This window comes from Acidovorax sp. 1608163, from assembly GCF_003669015.1.
In the GTDB taxonomy this organism is placed as follows: domain Bacteria; phylum Pseudomonadota; class Gammaproteobacteria; order Burkholderiales; family Burkholderiaceae_C; genus Acidovorax.
Window position 1 is genome coordinate 3,655,532 of sequence record NZ_CP033069.1, and the last position, 18,840, is coordinate 3,674,371.

Annotated in this window: 16 protein-coding genes and 1 pseudogene; 13 read left to right on the forward strand and 4 right to left on the reverse strand. The window is 66.3% G+C overall.

Annotation, left to right across the window (positions count from 1 at the left end; genetic code table 11):
* Positions 1-129: 129 nt before the first annotated feature.
* Positions 130-483, reverse strand: coding sequence for a YrhB domain-containing protein (locus EAG14_RS16265; RefSeq protein WP_121729503.1), 354 nt, complete (start codon positions 481-483; stop codon positions 130-132).
* A 124-nt stretch (positions 484-607) separates the two neighbouring features.
* On the opposite strand from EAG14_RS16265, the gene EAG14_RS16270 reads away from it, so the two are divergent.
* The 4 genes from EAG14_RS16270 to EAG14_RS16285 are packed head-to-tail and all read left to right on the forward strand — an operon-like array spanning position 608 to position 5,188.
* Positions 608-2,731, forward strand: coding sequence for a TonB-dependent siderophore receptor (locus EAG14_RS16270; protein ID WP_162996019.1), 2,124 nt, complete (start codon positions 608-610; stop codon positions 2,729-2,731).
* A 34-nt stretch (positions 2,732-2,765) separates the two neighbouring features.
* The gene (locus tag EAG14_RS16275; protein ID WP_121729504.1) at positions 2,766-3,938 is read left to right on the forward strand and encodes a PepSY domain-containing protein; all 1,173 of its coding nucleotides are present in this window, start codon (positions 2,766-2,768) and stop codon (positions 3,936-3,938) included.
* Positions 3,939-3,977: 39 nt separating this feature from the next.
* The gene (locus tag EAG14_RS16280) at positions 3,978-4,811 is read left to right on the forward strand and encodes a hypothetical protein (protein ID WP_121729505.1); all 834 of its coding nucleotides are present in this window, start codon (positions 3,978-3,980) and stop codon (positions 4,809-4,811) included.
* On the forward strand, positions 4,808-5,188 hold the full coding sequence (locus tag EAG14_RS16285; protein ID WP_121729506.1) for a hypothetical protein: 381 nt from the start codon (positions 4,808-4,810) through the stop codon (positions 5,186-5,188). Before EAG14_RS16280 ends, EAG14_RS16285 begins: the two co-directional genes overlap by 4 nt.
* Positions 5,189-5,641: 453 nt before the next feature.
* Here EAG14_RS16285 and EAG14_RS16295 read toward each other — a convergent pair whose 3' ends face one another.
* Entirely contained in the window at positions 5,642-6,094 is a 453-nt protein-coding gene (locus EAG14_RS16295) for a hypothetical protein (protein WP_162996020.1), read from the reverse strand.
* Positions 6,095-6,228: 134 nt separating this feature from the next.
* Complete coding sequence (locus tag EAG14_RS16300) at positions 6,229-6,588, reverse strand: DUF6232 family protein (protein WP_099658207.1); 360 nt, start codon at positions 6,586-6,588, stop codon at positions 6,229-6,231.
* Between the two features lie 449 nt (positions 6,589-7,037).
* On the opposite strand from EAG14_RS16300, the gene EAG14_RS16305 reads away from it, so the two are divergent.
* The 9 genes and pseudogenes from EAG14_RS16305 (at position 7,038) to EAG14_RS16345 (ending at position 18,499) form a co-directional block, all read left to right on the forward strand.
* The gene (locus EAG14_RS16305) at positions 7,038-7,679 is read left to right on the forward strand and encodes a trimeric intracellular cation channel family protein (protein ID WP_099658206.1); all 642 of its coding nucleotides are present in this window, start codon (positions 7,038-7,040) and stop codon (positions 7,677-7,679) included.
* A 191-nt stretch (positions 7,680-7,870) separates the two neighbouring features.
* Complete coding sequence (locus EAG14_RS16310) at positions 7,871-8,278, forward strand: hypothetical protein (RefSeq protein ID WP_099743206.1); 408 nt, start codon at positions 7,871-7,873, stop codon at positions 8,276-8,278.
* Between the two features lie 122 nt (positions 8,279-8,400).
* Positions 8,401-9,747: a tRNA (N6-isopentenyl adenosine(37)-C2)-methylthiotransferase MiaB gene (gene miaB, locus EAG14_RS16315; protein ID WP_099658205.1), complete on the forward strand. Its 1,347-nt coding sequence runs from the start codon at positions 8,401-8,403 to the stop codon at positions 9,745-9,747.
* A 15-nt stretch (positions 9,748-9,762) separates the two neighbouring features.
* Complete coding sequence (locus EAG14_RS16320; protein WP_121729508.1) at positions 9,763-11,220, forward strand: HAMP domain-containing sensor histidine kinase; 1,458 nt, start codon at positions 9,763-9,765, stop codon at positions 11,218-11,220.
* A gap of 127 nt (positions 11,221-11,347) precedes the next feature.
* Positions 11,348-11,929: a hypothetical protein gene (locus EAG14_RS23415; protein WP_240456809.1), complete on the forward strand. Its 582-nt coding sequence runs from the start codon at positions 11,348-11,350 to the stop codon at positions 11,927-11,929.
* An 11-nt stretch (positions 11,930-11,940) separates the two neighbouring features.
* Positions 11,941-13,371, forward strand: a complete 1,431-nt coding sequence (locus EAG14_RS16330; RefSeq protein ID WP_121729509.1) for a sigma 54-interacting transcriptional regulator — start codon at positions 11,941-11,943, stop codon at positions 13,369-13,371.
* 297 nt (positions 13,372-13,668) lie between these two features.
* A pseudogene (locus tag EAG14_RS16335) lies at positions 13,669-15,148 on the forward strand (glucan biosynthesis protein G).
* Positions 15,149-15,186: 38 nt separating this feature from the next.
* Positions 15,187-17,235, forward strand: a complete 2,049-nt coding sequence (gene mdoH / locus EAG14_RS16340; RefSeq protein ID WP_121730517.1) for a glucans biosynthesis glucosyltransferase MdoH — start codon at positions 15,187-15,189, stop codon at positions 17,233-17,235.
* 406 nt (positions 17,236-17,641) lie between these two features.
* Positions 17,642-18,499, forward strand: coding sequence for a C13 family peptidase (locus EAG14_RS16345; protein ID WP_121729510.1), 858 nt, complete (start codon positions 17,642-17,644; stop codon positions 18,497-18,499).
* 65 nt (positions 18,500-18,564) lie between these two features.
* Here the strand turns inward: EAG14_RS16345 and moaD are convergent, their stop codons facing one another.
* Positions 18,565-18,819, reverse strand: a complete 255-nt coding sequence (moaD, locus tag EAG14_RS16350; protein ID WP_121729511.1) for a molybdopterin converting factor subunit 1 — start codon at positions 18,817-18,819, stop codon at positions 18,565-18,567.
* Between the last annotated feature and the right edge of the window lie 21 nt (positions 18,820-18,840).

Genomic DNA, 18,840 nt, shown 5'->3' on the forward strand with positions numbered 1-18,840 from the left:
CACCGTGACTTTTGCGCCAGGGATTGACTTCGCCCACACGAGAAATTGCTGCAGCACCTCACCATCTCCCCTGTCGAATTCTGTCCTCGATCGCTCTACACGCTGGGCCTCTCATCATCTGCGGCGGAGTCAAAGGGTTGCCACTTGCTCTTCCCAACCCAACTGCGTACCTAGCAGATGGACTTCGCCATCATGGTTGATGAAGATTGGACCGTTGCCTGCGAGTGCTGTGGAAGGCAACTGCGTAACGATGAATTCTTCCGAGTTGTAGAAGAAAACCCATCCATTTGCCGTGTCTGCAGTGAGTTCCGGCCGCATGGATAGAGTACAGCCTGCATCCCTCTGCAGCCGTTCAATCTGCTCACGCGCCAACGCTGTCGCTGCATCACGGGTGATAGTCACTTCGGAACCCCTTTTCTGTCCGAATTCTGCCTCAGCGCAGTCCACCTCCCAGCCATTCCAAAGACCAACAACAAGAACCATTCTCAATTAAAGATAGAATCGCGCACTCCCTTTAGCGCAGGGTTTTCACCCTTCGCGCTCCGTCCCGCCAGCCAGCGTTCCGACCACGCAAGCCCGCGCTCTTGCTCTTGCCTCGGAACCGCTCATGTCCCTGCCTCCTCTGGCCCTTCGGCCTTCCCGCATCGCGCGCCGCTTTGCGCTGACGCCCATCGCTTTGTGCCTGGCACAAGCCGCCGCCGCGCAGACTCCGTCCACCGACGCCGCCCCTCAACTCCAAGAAGTCCGCATCAACGCCAGCACCGAACAAGACATGGGCTTTGCCCCGGTGGAGGCGCAGACGGCCAGCAAAGCGCCCATGCGGCGGCTGGAGACGCCGCAGTCGGTCAGCGTGGTCACGCGCGAGCAGATGGAGTCGCGGCAGATCACCAACGTGCAGCAGGCGCTGCAGACGGTGGCGGGCGTGAGCCCGGTCAACTTTGGGCGCCGGGGGTTTGATGACTTGAACATCCGGGGCTTTCGCTCCACCGAATCCATCCTGGTCGATGGCCTGGTGCAAAGCCCCGGCATGTGGGCCAAGCTGCAGCCTTATGGCTACGAGCGGTTTGAGGTGCTCAAGGGCTCGGCCTCGGTGCTCTACGGCCAGGTGCAGCCGGGCGGCATCGTCAACGCGGTGAGCAAGCGGCCCAAGAAAGAGGCGCTGAGCGAAGTGGGCATGGAGGTGGGCAGCTTTGGCCAGCGCACGCTGCAGGCAGACATCAACCGGCCACTGTCTGAATCGGGCAAGACAGCGCTGCGCATCAACGCGCAGGTCTCCAACGCCGACGACCCTACGCAGTTCGTGTACCGCAAGGACCGGTGGTTTGCGCCGTCGCTCTCCATCGACCTGGGCGCGCAGACCGACCTGGTGCTGTTTGCCACTTACAGCCAAAGCCAGTGGATGCGCCAGCAGGGCATCACGCCCTACGGCACGCTGCTGCCCAACCGCAACGGCACGCTGCCCGTCACCCTGTTCACGGGCGACCCGAGCTTTGGGGGGTATGACGTGGAGAGCACCACCGTGGGCTATGCGCTGGAGCACAAGCTGTCGGACACCATGACCTTCCGCCAGAACGTGCGCTACGAGAGCGAGAAGGGCACGGGCAACTTTGTCTCCAACCAGGCACTGCAGGCCAACCAGCGGCTGCAGAACCGCCAGGCGACGCGCCAGTACATGGACTACGACCTGCTGGCCACCGACACCTCGCTGCTGTCGCGCTTTGAGGCGCTGGGCGTGAAACACCAGCTGGTGACAGGGCTGGACGTGCGCAGCGGTCACTCTTACCAGGCGCAGCGCCGCTGCACCATTGGCGCGCTCGATCTGTTCAACCCGGTCTATGGCGTGGCCGCCACCTGCCCCATCAACCTGACCAGCGATGCGCCCGAAAAGCTCAACGTGATGGGCCTGTATGCGCAAGACCAGATCAAGTTCGGCCAGGGCTGGACGGCCCTGGTGGGCCTGCGCCGCGATTGGTCGACCAACGACATCGATGACCGGGTGGCCGCCAAACAAACCCGCCAAAAGGACAGCGCCACGACGCTGTCTGCGGGCCTGGTGTATGAGTTCAAGCCCGGCTGGTCGGCGTATGGCAGCTATGGCGAATCGTTCCTGCCGGTGTCGGGCCTCACGTTTGGTGGCACGCCGTTTGTGCCAGAGACAGGCAAGCAGTGGGAGGCCGGGGTAAAGTACGAGGCGCCCGGTGGCCAGCTCACCGGCGCACTCGCCGTGTTTGACCTAGTGCGCAACAACGTGACCACGGCCGACCTGGTGAACACCGGCTTCAGCGTGGCCACGGGCCAGCAGCGCGCACGCGGCCTGGAGGCCGAACTGGGCGCCGACCTGAAGAATGGCTGGAAGCTCACCAGCGCCTACACCTACACGCAGACCAAGGTCACGCGCGACAACAACGCCGCCATCGTGGGCCTGCCGCTGAACCTCACGCCGCGCCACACGCTCACCGCCTGGGCAACCTACAAGCTGCCGCAGGCCCCGCGTGTGACGCTGGGCATGGGCGGGCGGTATGTGAGCGAGCAGATCGGCTCCTACCCCTTCACGCTGCCGTCGTACTTTGTGGCCGACCTGTCCGTCAGCTACGTGGGCGAAAACTATCGCATCACAGCCGGTGTGAAGAACCTGTTCGACAAGGCGTACTACGACGGCGCCATCAACGCCAACGTGGTCTCGCCCTCGCTGCCGCGCAACTTCAGCGTGGGGCTGACGTACTTCTTCTGACCCTGCCGCGACCGACCCTGCCCGCAAGCCGCCCATGACCAGCCAGCGCACCCTGAACCGCCTTTTTGTCCTGCACTCCTGGGCGGGCATCGTCACGGGGTTGCTGATGTTCATCGTGTGCTTCTCGGGCGCGGTGGTGGTGTTCAAGAACGAGATCGACCTGTGGGCCAACCCATCGCTGGCCCAGCTGCCGCGTTCTGACAAGCCCGCCCCGCTGGACGCGGTGCTGGCGCAGCTGCAGGCCCGCTACCCCGGCGCCATGGTGGAGACCATCGCGCTGCCCGATGCCATCAACCCCCACTATTTCGCCTTTGTGCGCGAGCCTGGGGCACCGGCCACCACCCGCACCAAGGTCGCGCTGCGCGCTGACACCGGCGCGGTGGTGGGCCCGGTGGACAGCCAGCTCGGCCAGTACCTGCGCATGCTGCATGTGTTCCTGTTCTTCGGGCCCCGGTGGATCGTGGGTTTTCTGGGGGCGGCCATGCTGGTGCTGATTGCCACCGGCATCGTCATCCACCGCAAGATCCTGGCAGAGCTGTTCACACAGCGCTGGGGCCGCAGCCTGCGCGTGGTGATGTCGGACCTGCACAAATGCGTGGGCATCTGGGGCCTGGGCTTTCACATCCTGATTGCGGGCACAGGCGCCTGGATGGGGCTGGCGCCACTGTTTGAGCAGAGCTTCAAGTACCTGACCGCACCCGCATCCACACCGCTGGCAACGGCCGACGGCGCAGCGGCCTCTCGCAAAGCCGCAGCGGCAGCCCCGGCGCCCATGCTGTCGCTGGATGCGCTGTACGCCGCCGCGCAGCAAGCGGCCCCGGGTTTGCAAGCGCGCTATGCATCGCTGCAGCGCTGGGGCACTGCCAGCGCCAGTGTGGCCTTCACCGGCAGCCTGCAAGGGCATTTGCTGAGCACGGCCAGGGTAGAGGCAAACGCTGCCTCCGGCGCCATCACCCGCGTGCACGACCCGCGCACCCAGGGGTTCTGGTCGCAATTCAATGGCCTGATGGAGCCGCTGCACTTTGGTGACTTTGGCGGGCTCACGCTGAAGTGGCTCTACTTTGTGCTGGGCATGACGCCCGCGTTTTTGTCCATCTCTGGCACCCTGATCTGGCTGGATTCACGCCAGCAGCGCCGCCGCACTGCCGTGCCTGCGCACACGGCGCGGCCCGCTGGGCGTGCCACTGCGGACGCTGCCGCGCCCTGACCATCCATCGCCTGACACATCGCCCCTGCACACGGCCCCATGAACCGACCCACCCGCTTTTATCTGGCACTGCACGCCACCCTGGCCGCCGCGTTGGTGGGGGCCATGGCGCTGCACCTGGGGCCCATCCCGGCGCACTGGCCCGCACTTGCGCAGCGCCCCGTCTGGACGGTGTGGGTTTTGATAGGCCTGTGGCTGGCACTGTCTGCCGCCGGGGTGGCACTGCGCCCACTGGGCCTGTGGCGCGTGGCTATGGGGGTTGCCACCGCCGCTTTGCTGGCCCTGGGGTTGGGCGGATGGGCGCTGGGTACTTCGCTGGCGGGATCGTTGCTGGCGGGCTTGGCCGCCTGTGCGCTGGCCTGCGCGGGGCTGGCGGCGGTGATGGCCCCCGCGCGCATTCAGGCGCCTCGGGCTGCAGGCAAAGCGGTGCGCGCAGTAGCGGGCGCAGTGACAGCCACACCCATGCGCGCCCCCTGGTGGCAGCGCATGGCAGGCTGGCCCCACTGGCCTTTTGTGTTGGTGGCGGCCGTGGCGCTGGAATCCTTCCGGCTGGGGCATATCGTGGCCGCCGGGGCGGCGCGGCCTTCAGGCATGGCAGGCTTGCTCATTGCCTTTTTCCTCGCACTGCCAGCGGCCACGCTGCGGCACTGGTGGCCCCGTTGGGCCGCCGCGCTGTGGTTGTTGGCTGGTACAGCCTTTGCGGGCCTGGCCTTCAAATCGGGCCTGCCGCAATGGGCTGTGGCCACCGCACTGTGCCTGTGGCAGCCACTGTGGACGGTGGGAAAAACCATGGCTGTGCGCACGCGCCTGGGCGCGGCACGGCACCTGGGAGACGCGTCTCGCTCCAGCCCCGGCACCGAAAGCGCCGCATGACCCTGGCCGACTTTGCACACCTGAGCGCCGTGCTGGCATCACTGCTGGGGCTGTCAGCCTGGGCCCGCGCCACACCGACCCGGGCGTGGGGCGAGCCTGCCGGTGCCCCACGCGGCAACCGCCACCTTCACCGCGCCGTGGTGCTGGCCACCCTGCTGCTCCAAGGCTGCACCGCCCTGGCCACGGGGCAGTGGGTGGATGCCCTCGCCCTGGTCGCAGCCGCCTGGATGGTGCTGGGCGGCGCCCTGGTGCTGACCATGAACCAGTGGCCCGCAGCCACCCGCCTGTGGGCCCCACGGCTAGGCTGGCTGGGGGTGGCGGGCTGCGTGGTAGCACTGGGCGCCGCGCTGCTACCTATTGGCTTGAAAGCCTTGTAAAACAAGCGCAAACAGCTATTTATTTCATAGCAACCCAAAACCCCAGACCGCGCTGTCGTGCCCTGGCCAATGCATGTACAGAGAAAGTAGGCTCCTAAGAACCTGTTCCAAATCTTTTTGGAGGATCGCATTGGAGTGCAATCGGGATGAGTGGATGCCTCGGATGTGCCGCATGGGCTCGTGCCCATGCAAGCAGCCGGGACATTCAATCGCCCGATTTCACTCCAACCCTTCGGGCAAGTGCCTTGCCGGGCGGTCTGCGTTGTTGCACCGCTTGCCAATAGCACGGGCTATTGGCGGCGCGCTGCGCCTAGCAGCCCATCCCGGCAAAGCACTTGTGCGACCCCAAAAAGATCTTGAACAGGTTCTAAAGTGGCGCGCAAACTCCTTTCGCGCCACTTTATTTGGCGCGATTCCGATTCGCGCCACCAGGAGCCCCGACTTTGAGGAAGATCACTTCCCGCACGTTTGCATCACTCGGATACTTCTCCAACGTTCGGCCCGTTCCGCCTCTGACAGCGAGATGCTGGATGCAGCCGTGATAGCGTTGTTGATATCGTGTTGCGAGGGACAAGGGCCGCTTGCGCGCGCGGGGGCCGACCCTGTAGGCGCCCCCGGCCGGTGCTGCACCGACTCCACGACGCCGTTGCGCGTGTACACCAGCCAAGTCTCGTTTGAGCGCTCGTAAATCACCTGGTCCGCTTGCGTGCCGCCATAGTTGTTGGCATTGACCTTGGTAGGCTGGCCCATGGCCTCCTGGAGTTGCGCACTCGTCATCCCTACCATCGGCCGCTTTGTGCGGATCGCCTCGGCCATCTCGTTGTCGAGCTTGAGCTTTGCGCGCTTGGCTTGGGCTTCAGCTTGCTGAGATGGATCTGGCGTACCAATGGAGGGGCGGATGTCCATTTTTGCGCCCTGGCCTGCACAGGGCGCGTCTTGATAGACCTGCCGCCCATCCGCTCCAGTGCATTTGTTGACTGCCCATGTCTGGCTACAGAGCAACACCGCCGCAGCTATCAGTGTCTGTTTGAGCATGCGCGTCAGCCCCGATGAACGATGGCTTGGTTCAGGGCGGCAATCACCTGGTTGAAGTATTCCTTGTCCACGGTGGAAAGCGCTTTGGTTTCGCCCCCTGCGGTGTTCAAAAAGATGTGGAAATAGGTCTTTTGGTTGTAGAGCAGAAACGCGGCGACAGCGACCACAGCAATGCCGAACCAGAGGTAATTCAAAGCAATCATGAGACCGACAATCAAAACGACAATCAGCATCAGTCGGCTAGGTGCCTCTGTTGCAGGCTTGATGGACGTGACATTGCTCATGGCAAAAGTTTGCGCGTCCACAACAAAGCGGGCGTTGGTGACTTTGACGCCGTCGTGCTGAAAAAAGACCTTCTCATCCATTTGCTGTTCCTCTCTAGATTGGTTTGACAGTTGTCCTGGCTCCTATCGGGGGGCATCCGGCTATAGCCAAGGAGCAAATGCCACCGCCCCGGGCTTCAACTCCACCGAGCCAACGGGCCCTACAAATGGTAACAGTTCGTTTACATATCGCAGCTACCGAAACTGGTAGGCCCAGCGACTTCAGTCCGCTCTGTTCCCACATGCCCGCCGACCTGGCAGAGGTAAATCCGAGGCGGGCCAAACGGCTGGGCGGACTGGCTAGGTGTGGTGGGCTGCGTGGTGGCGCTGGGCGCCACTCTGCTACCAGTGGGGAGCGGAGCAAACATCAAACCAAATCAGCCCCTAGCGCTTATCCAAAAAGCGCAAGCAGCTATAAATTAAATAGCAAAACCACACACACACCCGCAAGGCAGGCCCAAGCTGCGCAGCGACGCACGACAATCGCGGGCATGAAATGGACCGATGCCCCCTGGATTGAACTGTTGCGCCTGGCGCTGGAAGTGGCTGCCACCGTGGCCTTTGCACTGTCGGGCGTGATGATGGCGGCGCGCAAGCGCTTTGACGCGGTGGGGGTGTGCGTGGTGGCATTTGTGTCGGCCTTTGGCGGGGGCACGCTGCGCGACCTGCTGCTGGACCAGCGCCCCTTTTTCTGGGTGCGCCACACCGAGTTTGTGTGGGGCATTCTGGGGCTGAGCATGGCGGCCATGCTGTTCATGCGCCAGCGCCACTTTGAGCCCACCGAGCGCGCCATGCTGCTGCCCGACGCCATCGGCCTGGGCCTGTTTGCTGCCGTGGGGGTGGACATTGCCGCCGCCGTGGGTATGCCCCCGCTGATTGCCGTGATGATGGGCGTGACCACCGGCGTGTTTGGCGGCGTGCTGCGCGATGTGCTGTGCAACGAGGTGCCCCAGGCCTTCAGCGACCACCGCCCCTATGCCCTGTGCGCCTTTGCCGGGGGCTGGGCCGACATGGCGCTGCGCCAGGCCGATGGCGCCGTGGTGAGCCCGCTGCTGGCCTGTGTGCTGGTGACGGCCGGGCTGCGCGGCCTGGCCTTGTGGCGCAATTGGCAGTTGCCCGCGTGGCGGGTGTAGAGCGGCGCACAAAGCCCCTGCGTGCCGCGAAACAACGCCCCCGCCAGGGCCAACGCCGTAAAATCGCCACCCCAGCCCCTGGATGAACACCACGAATTGCTGACACGCCCCATGACCACATCCCCAGCACCCTGCACCACCCTGCCACCACCGACCTTCCAAAGGCTGGCACCCCGCACCTGTGGCGCCCCTTGCTTGCCGCAGTCGCCCTCACCGGCCTGCTGGGCGCCTTGGCGCTTGAGCCCGTGCAGGCCCAGGTGGTCAACCCGCTGGGCAACGTGCGCAACTTCCCTGAAGCCGCCCTGCGCGGCACACTCACCATCGTGAGCGTGCAAGAGGCCAAGCTCAACAGCAAAGACATCCGCATGGCCCCTGGCATGCGCCTGTTCAGCCCCCAAAACTCGCTGGTGCAGCGCCACACCGTGATCGGCCAGACCTACAAGGTGAACTACGTGATCGAAGCCAGCAGCGGCATGCTGCACTCGGCCTGGATCTTGAGCGAGGCCGAAGCCGCCAAGCCCTTCAAGGGCAGCGACACGGTCATCACCAACATCAACTCGGGCAGTGGCAACGTGTCCACAGGCAACGTCCTGAAATAACGCCCCTGGCGCTGCCACAGCGGCAGCGCTTTTGGCTCTGGGAGCCGCCCTCCAGAGCCCCTCCCCATCCCAGTCACCGCGCCCCAGGGCGGCGGTGTTTGCTTGCTATTTGCGAAATTGCCATGGCCAAAAAAGTCTTTATCAAAACCTTCGGCTGCCAGATGAACGAGTACGACTCGGACAAGATGGCCGACGTGCTCAATGCCGCCCAAGGCTACGAGCCCACGCAAAACGTGGACGAGGCCGACCTCATCCTCTTCAACACCTGCTCGGTGCGCGAAAAAGCGCAGGAGAAAGTCTTCAGCGACCTGGGGCGCATCAAGCACCTGAAGGCACGCGGCGTGAAGATTGGCGTGGGCGGCTGCGTGGCCAGCCAGGAAGGCGCCGAGATCATCAAGCGCGCCCCCTATGTGGACGTGGTGTTTGGCCCGCAGACCCTGCACCGCCTGCCCGAAATGCTGAACCAGCGCGAGCAGCTCAACCGCCCCCAGGTGGACATCAGCTTTCCCGAGATCGAGAAGTTCGACCACCTGCCGCCCGCGCGCGTCGAAGGTGCCTCGGCCTTTGTGTCGATCATGGAAGGCTGCAGCAAATACTGCAGCTACTGCGTGGTGCCCTACACCCGTGGCGAGGAAGTGAGCCGCCCGTTTGACGACGTGCTGGTGGAAGTGGCGGGCCTGGCCGACCAGGGCGTGAAAGAAATCACCCTGCTGGGCCAGAACGTGAACGCCTACCTGGGCAAGATGGGCGGCACGGCCGAGATTGCCGACTTTGCGCTGCTGCTCGAATACGTGTCGGACATCCCAGGCATTGAACGCATCCGCTACACCACCAGCCACCCCAACGAATTCACGCCCCGCCTGATCGAGGCCTACGCCAAGCTGCCCAAGCTGGCCAGCCACTTGCATCTGCCCGTGCAGCACGGCAGCGACCGCATCCTGATGGCCATGAAGCGCGGCTACACCGCCATGGAATACAAGAGCACGGTGCGCAAGCTGCGCGCCATCCGCCCCGACCTGGCCATGAGCAGCGACTTCATCGTGGGCTTTCCGGGCGAGACGGAAGACGACTTCAACAAGATGATGAAGCTCATCGACGACATCCACTTCGACAACAGCTTCAGCTTCATCTTCAGCCCCCGCCCCGGCACGCCCGCAGCAGGCCTGCACGACGACACGCCGCACGACGTGAAGCTGCGCCGCCTGCAGCACCTGCAGGGCGTCATCAACGCCAACATCAAGTCCATCAGCGAAAGCCGTGTGGGCACGGTGCAGCGCATTCTGGTGGAAGGCGCCTCCAAGCGCGACGCCACCGAGCTGATGGGCCGCACCGAGTGCAACCGCGTGGTCAACTTTGTGGGCCAGCCCCGCCTGGTGGGGCAAATGGTGGATGTGACCATCACCGAGGCCAAGGCCTACACCTTGCGGGGCGAAGTGCTGGTGCGCGAGGGCGCCGCCCTCACCGCCTGACCCCCACCCCAGCGCATGGCCCCACACCCCACGAGCACCCCGCAGGCTCGCCCGCACGGCCCATCGTTTCAGCAACTGCTGCTGCTCGCCTTCTTGCTGATTGCGGGGGTGCTGGGCGCCAGCGCCCTGCGGGCGGTGTTCACGCTGGAAGCACTGATGGGCCAAAGCCAGGCCAGCGCTGCCCAGGCGGCCGCGCTGAACGTGGCGGCCCAGGCGCTGAACCAGCGCGGCCAGGCCATGGAACGCTCGGCCCGGCAATCGCTGGTGCTGAACGACCCCCTGCTGCGCCAAAGCTTTGACGATATGGCGGCCGATGCCCAGGGCATCGTGCGCCAGCTGAGCGACGCGGGCCTGCCGCCCGCCCAGGCCCAGCAGTGGCAGGCCAGCATGCAAACCGTGCGCAATTTGCTGCGCGCACCGCCCTGGCAATCGCTGGAGAACGAACGCAGCGTGGCCGAAGAGTTTGTGGCGCTCGACACCTTGCACGCGGCCATCACGCAATCGGTGCAGGAACTCAATACCCGCCAGGCCAGCGAGCTGCAAGCGCGGGTAGACGCCAGCCGCCGCACCGTGATGCACCAACTGGTGGGCGCGATTGTGCTGGCACTGGTGCTGGCACTGTGGCTGGGCATCTGGCTGGCGCGCCCCTTCAAGCGGCTGGAGCGCGCCATTCGCCGCCTGGGCGAGAACCAGCTGGAGCAGCCCGTGGCCATCACCGGCCCCGCCGACGTGCGCCGCGTGGGCCAGCAGCTGGAGTGGCTGCGCCTGCGGCTGCTGGAGCTGGACGCCGACAAGGCGCGCTTTTTGCGCCATGTCTCGCACGAACTCAAAACCCCGCTGGCCGCGCTGCGCGAAGGCGTGGCCCTGCTGCAGGACGGCGTGACCGGAGAACTGAGCGAAGGCCAGAAAGAAGTGACGCAGATCCTGCACCAGAACACCCTGGTGCTGCAAAGCGAGATCGAGGCGCTGCTGCGCTTTAACGCCGCCGCCTTTGAAGCCCGCCAGTTGCAGCGGCGCGAAACCGATCTGATCGCCCTGCTGGAAGACCTGGTGGAGGCACAGCGCCTGCAATGGCAGGCCCGCAGCCTGCGGGTGGAGGTGAGCGGCGAGCGCACCGTGCTGCTGCTGGATGCGGAGAAAATCACCTCGGCCATGGGCAACCTGCTGTCCAACGCCATCCGCTTCTCGCCCGAGCAAGGCACCGTGCGCCTGGCTGTGTCGCGCGCGCCCGGCCAGGTGCTGGTGGATGTGACCGACGACGGCCCCGGCGTGGCCCCTGCCGACCGGGCCCATGTGTTTGAACCCTTTTACCGGGGCGAGCGCCAGCCTGAGAACGCGGTGCGTGGCACCGGCATTGGGCTGTCCATCGTGCAGGAATACATCCACGCCCACGGTGGGCGGGTGCAGGTGCTGCAGATGCCGGGCGATGCCCCCCGCTCATTTTTCCGAATCGAATTGCCCGATGCTTCCTGAACCGCAAGCCCTGCCGACCCTCCGCCCTGCGCACTGGGCTGCCCGCTGGGGCCTTGCCGCCTCATGCCTGTGCGCGGCCTGGCTGGCTGGCTGCGCCACAGCCCCCACCCCGCCCAATGCGCCCCCCGTGACCGCGGCCCACGCGGTAGAGGCCGCCGCAGAGCCCGCCGCTGCCCTGCCCGAGCCACTGGCCGCTGAAAGCGACGAGCCCACCACGGCGCCCAAAGACCTGCTGCGCGACACCCTGGCCTATGCCGACCGCACCCTGGGCGCCAGCACCACCGACCTGGCGCGTGAGACGGCCCGGCTGTCGGACGTGGACGAGAGCAAGCCCTCGCGCGCGCTGCGCCTGGCACTGGTGCTGGCCCAAACCCGCCAGCCCGTGGACACCGCCCGCGCCCTGGGCCTGGTGCAGCGCACCCTGGCCAACCCTGCCGCCCAAGCGCTGCACCCGCTGGCCCGCCTGCTGGAGGCGCGCCTGACCCAGCAGCGCCGCCTGGAGGATCAACTGGACCGCCAGGCCCAGCAACTGCGCGAAGCCCAGCGCCGCAACGACCAACTGAGCGAGCGCCTGGAGGCCGTGCGCGCCATTGAACGCAGCCTGACCACGCGCCCCGCCCCAGCCGCCACAGCACCGACCACAAGCCCCCCCGGCGCTGCCGCCAGTGGCGTGGGCAGCAGCAACGGCAATGGCACGGCCAAACCCTGAGGCACCACGCCATGACAGCATCCACGCGCCCCGCAACCGCCCATATCGCCGCCCACAGCACCGCCCACCGCATCCTGGTGGTGGACGACGATGCCGACATGCTGCGCCTGCTGTCCCTGCGCCTCAAAGCCGCCGGGCACGAAGTGGTGGCCGTGGGCTCGGCTGAGGCCGCGCTGGCGCAGCTGGACGTGGCCCGCCCCCAGCTGGTACTGAGCGATGTGCGCCTGCCCGGCAAGGATGGCCTGGCGCTGTTTGACGAGGTGCACGCACGCCACCCCTCGCTGCCGGTGATTCTGCTCACGGCGCACGGCACCATCCCCGACGCGGTCGAGGCCACATCGCGTGGCGTCTTCACCTACCTGACCAAGCCCTACGACGGCAAAGAGCTGCTGGAGAAAGTCGCCCAGGCCCTGGCCCTGAGCGCCCCCGCCGTGCACCAGGCCCACGCCAACGAGGCCTGGCGGGCCGACATCGTGAGCCGCTCGGCCCGCATGACCGACCTGCTCGCCGAGGCCTACCTGGTGGCCCAGTCGGACGCCAGCGTGCTGCTGCTGGGCGACAGCGGCGCGGGCAAAGAGCTGCTGGCCCAGGCCATCCACCGCGCCAGCCCCCGTGCGGGCAAGCCCTTTGTGGCGGTGAACTGCGGCGCCATCCCCGAGGCGCTGCTCGAATCCGAGCTGTTCGGCCACGTCAAAGGCGCGTTCACCGACGCCGTGAGCAACCACAAGGGGCTGTTCCAGGCGGCCGAGGGCGGCACGCTGCTGCTGGACGAGATTGGCGACATGCCGCCCGCCCTGCAGGTCAAGCTGCTGCGCGTGCTGCAAGAACGCGCCGTGCGGCCCGTGGGAGCGAGCCAGTCCATACAGATCAACGTGCGCATCGTCTCGGCCACACACCGCAACCTGGAGGTGGCCATGGCTGCAGGCCAGTTCCGCGAAGACCTGTACTACCGCCTGAACGTGGTGACGCTGCAGCTGCCCACGCTGGGCGAGCGGCGTGAAGACATTGCGCTGCTGGCCAACCACTTTCTGGACAAGCTGGCCCGCAAGTACGACAAGCGCCTGTCGGGCTTTGCGCCCGAAGCGCTCAAGGCGCTCACGGCCGCCGCCTGGCCTGGCAATGTGCGCCAGCTCTACAACGTGGTCGAGCAGGTGTGCGCCCTGTCCACCACCCCCCTGGTGCCGCTGTCGATGGTGCAACGGGCCCTGCGCATTCCGTCGGCCCAGGTGCTGAGCTTTGCCGAGGCCCGCCAGCGCTTTGAGCGCGAGTATCTGGTGGGCCTGCTGAAGATGACCGATGGCAACGTGGCCGACGCCGCGCGCCTGGCGCAGCGCAACCGCACCGAGTTTTACCGGCTGCTGCAAAAGCACGCGCTGACGCCGGGCCAGTTCAAGGCCGACGGGGTGGCGGGCGACGATGTCGCTGAAGAGCGACACGAGTAATGCGTTGATTTGCTTGGATTTTTCTCCCGCACGTTCCACCGCTGTCGCCACACGGCGACAAAAACACAGCCATTTCACCCGCTGGGCGCCCATTGGGCCTCTCTGCACAATTGCTTACGTGCAGACCCACTCCTAAGCCTCTGATTTAAAAGCATTTTTCCAAGCTGGCACAGGGTTTGCCCTAGTGCTGGTATGCAAGCCGCTTTTTATCCATCCGTGCGCCCCTCGCCCCGGGCGGCACGGCCCGTGCTGGCGCTGTGCGCAGCACTGCTGGCCACGGCCGCGTCGGCCCAGGCGATGGACCTGGACGCCATCACCCAACTGGCCAAGCAGCGCGCCGCCCAACCCTACAGCGCCATGAACGTGCGCCTGCCCCCGAGCTGGAGGCCATGGACTACGACCAAGTGCGCGACATCCGCTGGCGGCCTGAGCGCGCCCTGTGGCGCACCCGTACCGAGCCGTCACAGTTGCCGTTTGAGGCCATGTTCTTCCACCTGGGCCTGTACCAGCGCGAGCCGGTGCTCATCAACGAGGTGTCGCCACAAGGCACCCGCCACATCCCTTACCGGGCCGCCGACTTTGACTACGGCAAGAACGCCGTCAAGCCCCAGACCTGGGGCGACCTGGGGTTTGCGGGCTTTCGCCTGCACTACCACTTGAACTCACCCGACTACAAGGACGAGCTGGCCGTCTTCCAGGGCGCCAGCTACTTCCGTGCGCTGGGCGCGGGCCAGCAATATGGGCTGTCGGCCCGGGGCCTGGCCATCGACACGGTGGGCGGCCAGGGCGAGGAGTTTCCGCGCTTTACCGAGTTCTGGCTGGTGCGGCCACAGCCTGGTGACACCCAGGCCACGGTGTATGCGCTGCTGGATTCGCCCCGCGCCACTGGCGCCTACCGCTTTGACATCCGCCCCGGCGCGCAAACCACCACCACGGTGACGGCCCGCATCTTTGTGCGCGGCAGCGCGGGCCCCATCAAGACGCTGGGCATTGCCCCACTGACCAGCATGTTCCTGTTTGGCGAGAACCAGCCGCGCAAGGACGACTTCCGCCCCGAGGTGCACGACTCCGACGGCCTGATGGTGGCCACGGGCGAGGGCGAATGGCTCTGGCGCCCGCTGCAAAACCCCAAGCAGCCCCTCGTCACCTCGTTTGCCACCACCAACCCCCAAGGCTTTGGCCTGATGCAGCGCGACCGGCAGTGGAGCAGCTACGAAGACGTGGAAGCCCGCTACGAGCGCCGCCCCAGCGCCTGGGTGCGCCCCCTGCACCCCTGGGGCCCCGGCCGCGTGGAGCTGGTGCAGCTGCCCACCCCCGACGAGACCCACGACAACGTCGTTGCCTACTGGGTGCCCCAGCAACTGCCGCCCCCCGGCACCCCGCTGGAGGTGCGCTACGAGCTGGCCTGGCAAGGCGACCAGGGCGCCGGGCAACAACGCCCCCCAGCGCCTGGGCTACCCAGTCACGCAAGGGCGTGGGCTACACAAAGCAAAGCCCTGAAGCCCTGCAAAAGCAGGTGCAGTACGTGATCGACTTTGCAGGCCCCGCGCTGCAAGACCTGCCCGCCGATGCGCCCGTGAAGGCCGTGGTGAGCAGCGATGCCAACGCCCGCGTGCTCGAAAGCGGCGTGTACCGCAACCCGGCCACAGGCCAATGGCGCATGACGCTGCGCATCGAGCGCCTGCAGGGCAACCAGCCCATTGAGCTGCGCGCCTTTCTTCAACACCTTCAACACGCTGTGAGCGAAACATGGACCCACGTCATTCTTCCCGAGTAGGCCGGCCCGCAACACGTTTGCAGGCCCATTCGACCACCATGCTGCACGCGGCCACTGAGGGGCTGGCACGCAAGGGCGCGTCTTACCCACGCAGTGCGGTGCCCGCGCAGAGCACGCCGGTTGCCAGCCGCCGCAGCCCGCTGCGCGCCACACGCCACCCCAACAGCGTGACGGCGCCGCCCGTGCACCGGGGCTCTATGCCTGCCGTGCCCTGGCAAGGCTTCTGGAAAAGCATCGGCCGTGCGCTGACAGGCCGCACCGCCGCCGCCTACACACCGCAACCCGAGCCGGCCCCCCAACCCTGGCAAGCCGCGGCACAGCGCCGCCGCTGGACCTTTGCGCTGCTGGTGCTGGCCAGCACCATCCTGGCCAGCCTGCTGTTTGCCCAGGTACAGCCGCACTACGACAACGCCTGGCTGGGCTACGGCCAGATTGCGCTGTTTGCACTGCTGTCGGCCTGGGTGGTGTCGGGCTTTGTCACCGGCATGATGGGCTTTTGGGTCATGCTGCGGGGCGATCGGCATGCGCTGTCGGCGCAAAGCGTGGCGGACCACGCGCTGGCGCCCGAGGCCCGCACCGCCATCATCATGCCCATCTGCAACGAAGACGTGGCCACAGTGTTTGCCGGGCTGCGCGCCACTTGCGAATCGGTGGCAGCCACAGGCCATGGGCAAACATTTGATGTGTTTGTGCTGTCCGACAGCTACGACAGCGACATCGCCCGTGCCGAGCGTGCTGCCTGGGAAGACCTGCGCACCGCACTGGCCGCCAACGGCCAGCAACCCCAGGTGCAGGTGTACTACCGCCTGCGCAAGCGCCGCACCCACCGCAAGGCGGGCAACGTGGCCGACTTCTGCCGCCGCTGGGGCAAGGACTACAAGTACATGGTGGTGCTGGATGCCGACAGCGTGATGAGCGGCAGCTGCATCGTCTCCATGGCCAAGCTGATGGAAGCCCACCCGCAGGCCGGCATCATCCAGACGGCCACACAGGCCATTGGCCATGTCACGCTGCATGCGCGTGCGCAGCAGTTCGCATCGCGCGTCACCGGGCGGCTGTTCACGCTGGGCATGCAGTTCTGGCAGCTGGGCGAGTCGCACTACTGGGGGCACAACGCCATCATCCGTGTGGCGCCCTTCATGCAGCACTGCGCGCTGGCACCCATTGCGGGCAAGGGCGGGTTGTCGGGCGGCATCATGAGCCACGACTTTGTCGAAGCCGCCCTGATGCGCCGCGCCGGTTACCACGTGTGGCTGGTGGCCGACCTGGTGGGCAGCTACGAGCAGCAACCGCCCGACCTGCTGGCCGAGCTGCAGCGCGACCGCCGCTGGTGCCAGGGCAACCTGCAAAACGCACGCCTCATGGCCGAGCCAGGGCTGCACGCCGTGCACCGCTCTATGTTTGTGACCGGCGCCATGGCTTACCTGTCGGCCCCACTGTGGCTGGCCTTCATGACGCTGGGCACGGCCCTGTGGGTGTCTGGCGCACCCGTGCTGGCCGACTGGCACATCCTGCCCGCCGAGCTGCTGGCGCTGTGGGCCTGGACGCTGAGCATGCTGTTCCTGCCCCGCGTGCTGGGCGTGCTGGCGGTCTTCATGCGCAGCGAACAGGCGCAGTACGGCGGCGCTTTCAGCCTGCTCAAAAGCGCGGCACTGGAAAGCACCCTGGCCATCCTGCAAGCGCCCGTGCGCATGCTGGCGCACTCGCTGTTCGTGCTGGTGGCCCTCACGGGCATCGCGCTGGAATGGAAGTCGCCCCCGCGCGAGGCCCAGGCCGTGCCCTGGCGCCACGCCATGGCCCAGCTGGCGCCCATGACCGCCGTGATCGCCCTGCTGGCCGCAGGCATTGGCGCCATCGACAGCGGCGCACTGCTGTGGCTGGCCCCCGTGGGCGTGCCGCTGGCCCTGGCCATCCCCATGGCGGTGGTCACCAGCCAGATCGCCCTGGGCCGCACGATGCGCGCCCAGCGCTTTTTGCTGATCCCCGAAGAGGCTTGGTCGCCCCCGGTGCTGCGCCGGGCGTGGCGGCATGCCCAGCGGCTGGCACAACCGGGCTTGCCCCTGGCACCCGCAGCGGCCATGGCCTGACAAAGGCCATGAAGGGGGGCTAAGAACCTGTTCACAGAGCCCCCGCGTCTCTCCCATCTGTGGTTTTTGTGACAAATGCCACACATCCTTGAAGCCGGCGCATGCGCCGGCTTTTGTGTTACATCGCTATCGTTTTCATAGCTGGTAGCGCTGAATGCGTCTGCCCTAGGCCGCAAAAAACCTGTAACAAGTACCCGGTTACAGGGCGCAAGGTCCTTTTTACCGTCACTTACGATACGGCGCTGGCCGCTACCGGGGCCCCGCCACCGGACACACCGCAGCCAGCCACGCGGGGCTCAGTGCCACGCCGGACGCCAGGCCCTGCCCGGCCAAACAAACCCATGGCCGCAGCGCCTGCAGCCTGCAGGCCACGCATCCATTCACCACTTTTCGCCAAACAACGACCATGCCCTCCACTGCATTCGCCTCCTCCCGCCGGGGTCTTCTGTCTGCCACGGCCCTCTATGCCACCTTGGGTGCCGCCCTGCTCGCCACGGGCTGCGCTACCGCCCCCGAGCCGGTGCCAGAGCCCGTGGCACCACCCCCGCCCCCAGCAGCCGAGGCACCCGCCCCCGTGCCACCACCCCGGCTGATCTTTGCGGGCTTTGCCATGCATTCGCAGGCCAAGGCCTTCCGCAACGACGTGCTGGCCGCCGAAAAGCTGGCCAAACAAATCGACCCCAACGCGCTCATCCTGAAGCTGGCCAACCCCGCGCGCGACCAAGCCAGTGACTGGCCCCAAGCCACGCTGGAGAACTTTGAACTGGTGATGACCAAGATGGCCGAAGTGGCCCGGCCGCAAGACCGGGTGATGCTGCTGATCTCCACCCACGCCAACCCCGGCACGCTGAACATCAACATCGCAGGCAAAAACGCCGCCCCGTTGACCGCCCGCACCCTGAGCGATGCGCTGGCCCCCTTGGCCAAGACGCCCACGCTGGTGGTGCTGTCTGCCTGCTACAGCGGCGCCTTTCTGGAGCCCCTGCGCGCGCCCAACCGCGTGGTGCTGACGGCCACCGACTTGCACAAGACATCCTTCAAATGCCAGTACCCCGGCGAGCACACCTTCTTTGCCGACGCGCTGTTCAACCAGGCGGGCGCCGAGCAACTGTCGATCACGGACTGGATGGGCGTGGCCCAGAAGTCCATCCAGGCCCAGGAAAAGCGCAAGCGCCTGGCGGCATCGGCGCCCAAGATGTTTGTGGGGGAAGAAGCCAAGGCCTGGGCCAGCCAGCCGCTCAAGAACTGGCTGGACGCCCGCTGAGCAAGGGCTAGACCAGGGCAAAGTCGGGGGATTTTGAGTCCCCTGACGTGGCCTGACTGGGCCCATCAACCGCCTGTCACGGGTGGGAAAAAAGCCACCTCGGCGCCATCGGCCAGCACGGCGGCCTCGTCGCTGAGGTTCTGGTTCAGCGCCATGCGCACCGCCCGGCCACGGGCCAGGCTGGTGGCGTGGGCGCCGCCCCGGGCGATGAGTTCATCGCGCAAGGTGCCCAGGGTGGCGGCCGTGGTTTGAACCGACTCGCTGCCTTGCCCAATGGCCTCGCGGATGGAGGCGAAGTAGCGGACTGTGATGGTTTTCATCGTCGGAACATTTCAAGGTGG

What these genes read in the sequence shown, in the direction of transcription:
- EAG14_RS16345 (WP_121729510.1), top strand. Translation starts at nt 17,642, where the DNA reads ATGCCCTCCACTGCATTCGCCTCCTCCCGCCGGGGTCTTCTGTCTGCC.
- miaB (WP_099658205.1), top strand. Translation starts at nt 8,401, where the DNA reads ATGGCCAAAAAAGTCTTTATCAAAACCTTCGGCTGCCAGATGAACGAG.
- moaD (WP_121729511.1), bottom strand. Translation starts at nt 18,819, where the DNA reads ATGAAAACCATCACAGTCCGCTACTTCGCCTCCATCCGCGAGGCCATT.
- EAG14_RS16275 (WP_121729504.1), top strand. Translation starts at nt 2,766, where the DNA reads ATGACCAGCCAGCGCACCCTGAACCGCCTTTTTGTCCTGCACTCCTGG.
- EAG14_RS16270 (WP_162996019.1), top strand. Translation starts at nt 608, where the DNA reads ATGTCCCTGCCTCCTCTGGCCCTTCGGCCTTCCCGCATCGCGCGCCGC.
- mdoH (WP_121730517.1), top strand. Translation starts at nt 15,187, where the DNA reads ATGCTGCACGCGGCCACTGAGGGGCTGGCACGCAAGGGCGCGTCTTAC.
- EAG14_RS16300 (WP_099658207.1), bottom strand. Translation starts at nt 6,588, where the DNA reads ATGGATGAGAAGGTCTTTTTTCAGCACGACGGCGTCAAAGTCACCAAC.
- EAG14_RS16320 (WP_121729508.1), top strand. Translation starts at nt 9,763, where the DNA reads ATGGCCCCACACCCCACGAGCACCCCGCAGGCTCGCCCGCACGGCCCA.
- EAG14_RS16265 (WP_121729503.1), bottom strand. Translation starts at nt 483, where the DNA reads ATGGTTCTTGTTGTTGGTCTTTGGAATGGCTGGGAGGTGGACTGCGCT.
- EAG14_RS16305 (WP_099658206.1), top strand. Translation starts at nt 7,038, where the DNA reads ATGAAATGGACCGATGCCCCCTGGATTGAACTGTTGCGCCTGGCGCTG.
- EAG14_RS16295 (WP_162996020.1), bottom strand. Translation starts at nt 6,094, where the DNA reads ATGGACATCCGCCCCTCCATTGGTACGCCAGATCCATCTCAGCAAGCT.
- EAG14_RS16280 (WP_121729505.1), top strand. Translation starts at nt 3,978, where the DNA reads ATGAACCGACCCACCCGCTTTTATCTGGCACTGCACGCCACCCTGGCC.
- EAG14_RS16285 (WP_121729506.1), top strand. Translation starts at nt 4,808, where the DNA reads ATGACCCTGGCCGACTTTGCACACCTGAGCGCCGTGCTGGCATCACTG.
- EAG14_RS16330 (WP_121729509.1), top strand. Translation starts at nt 11,941, where the DNA reads ATGACAGCATCCACGCGCCCCGCAACCGCCCATATCGCCGCCCACAGC.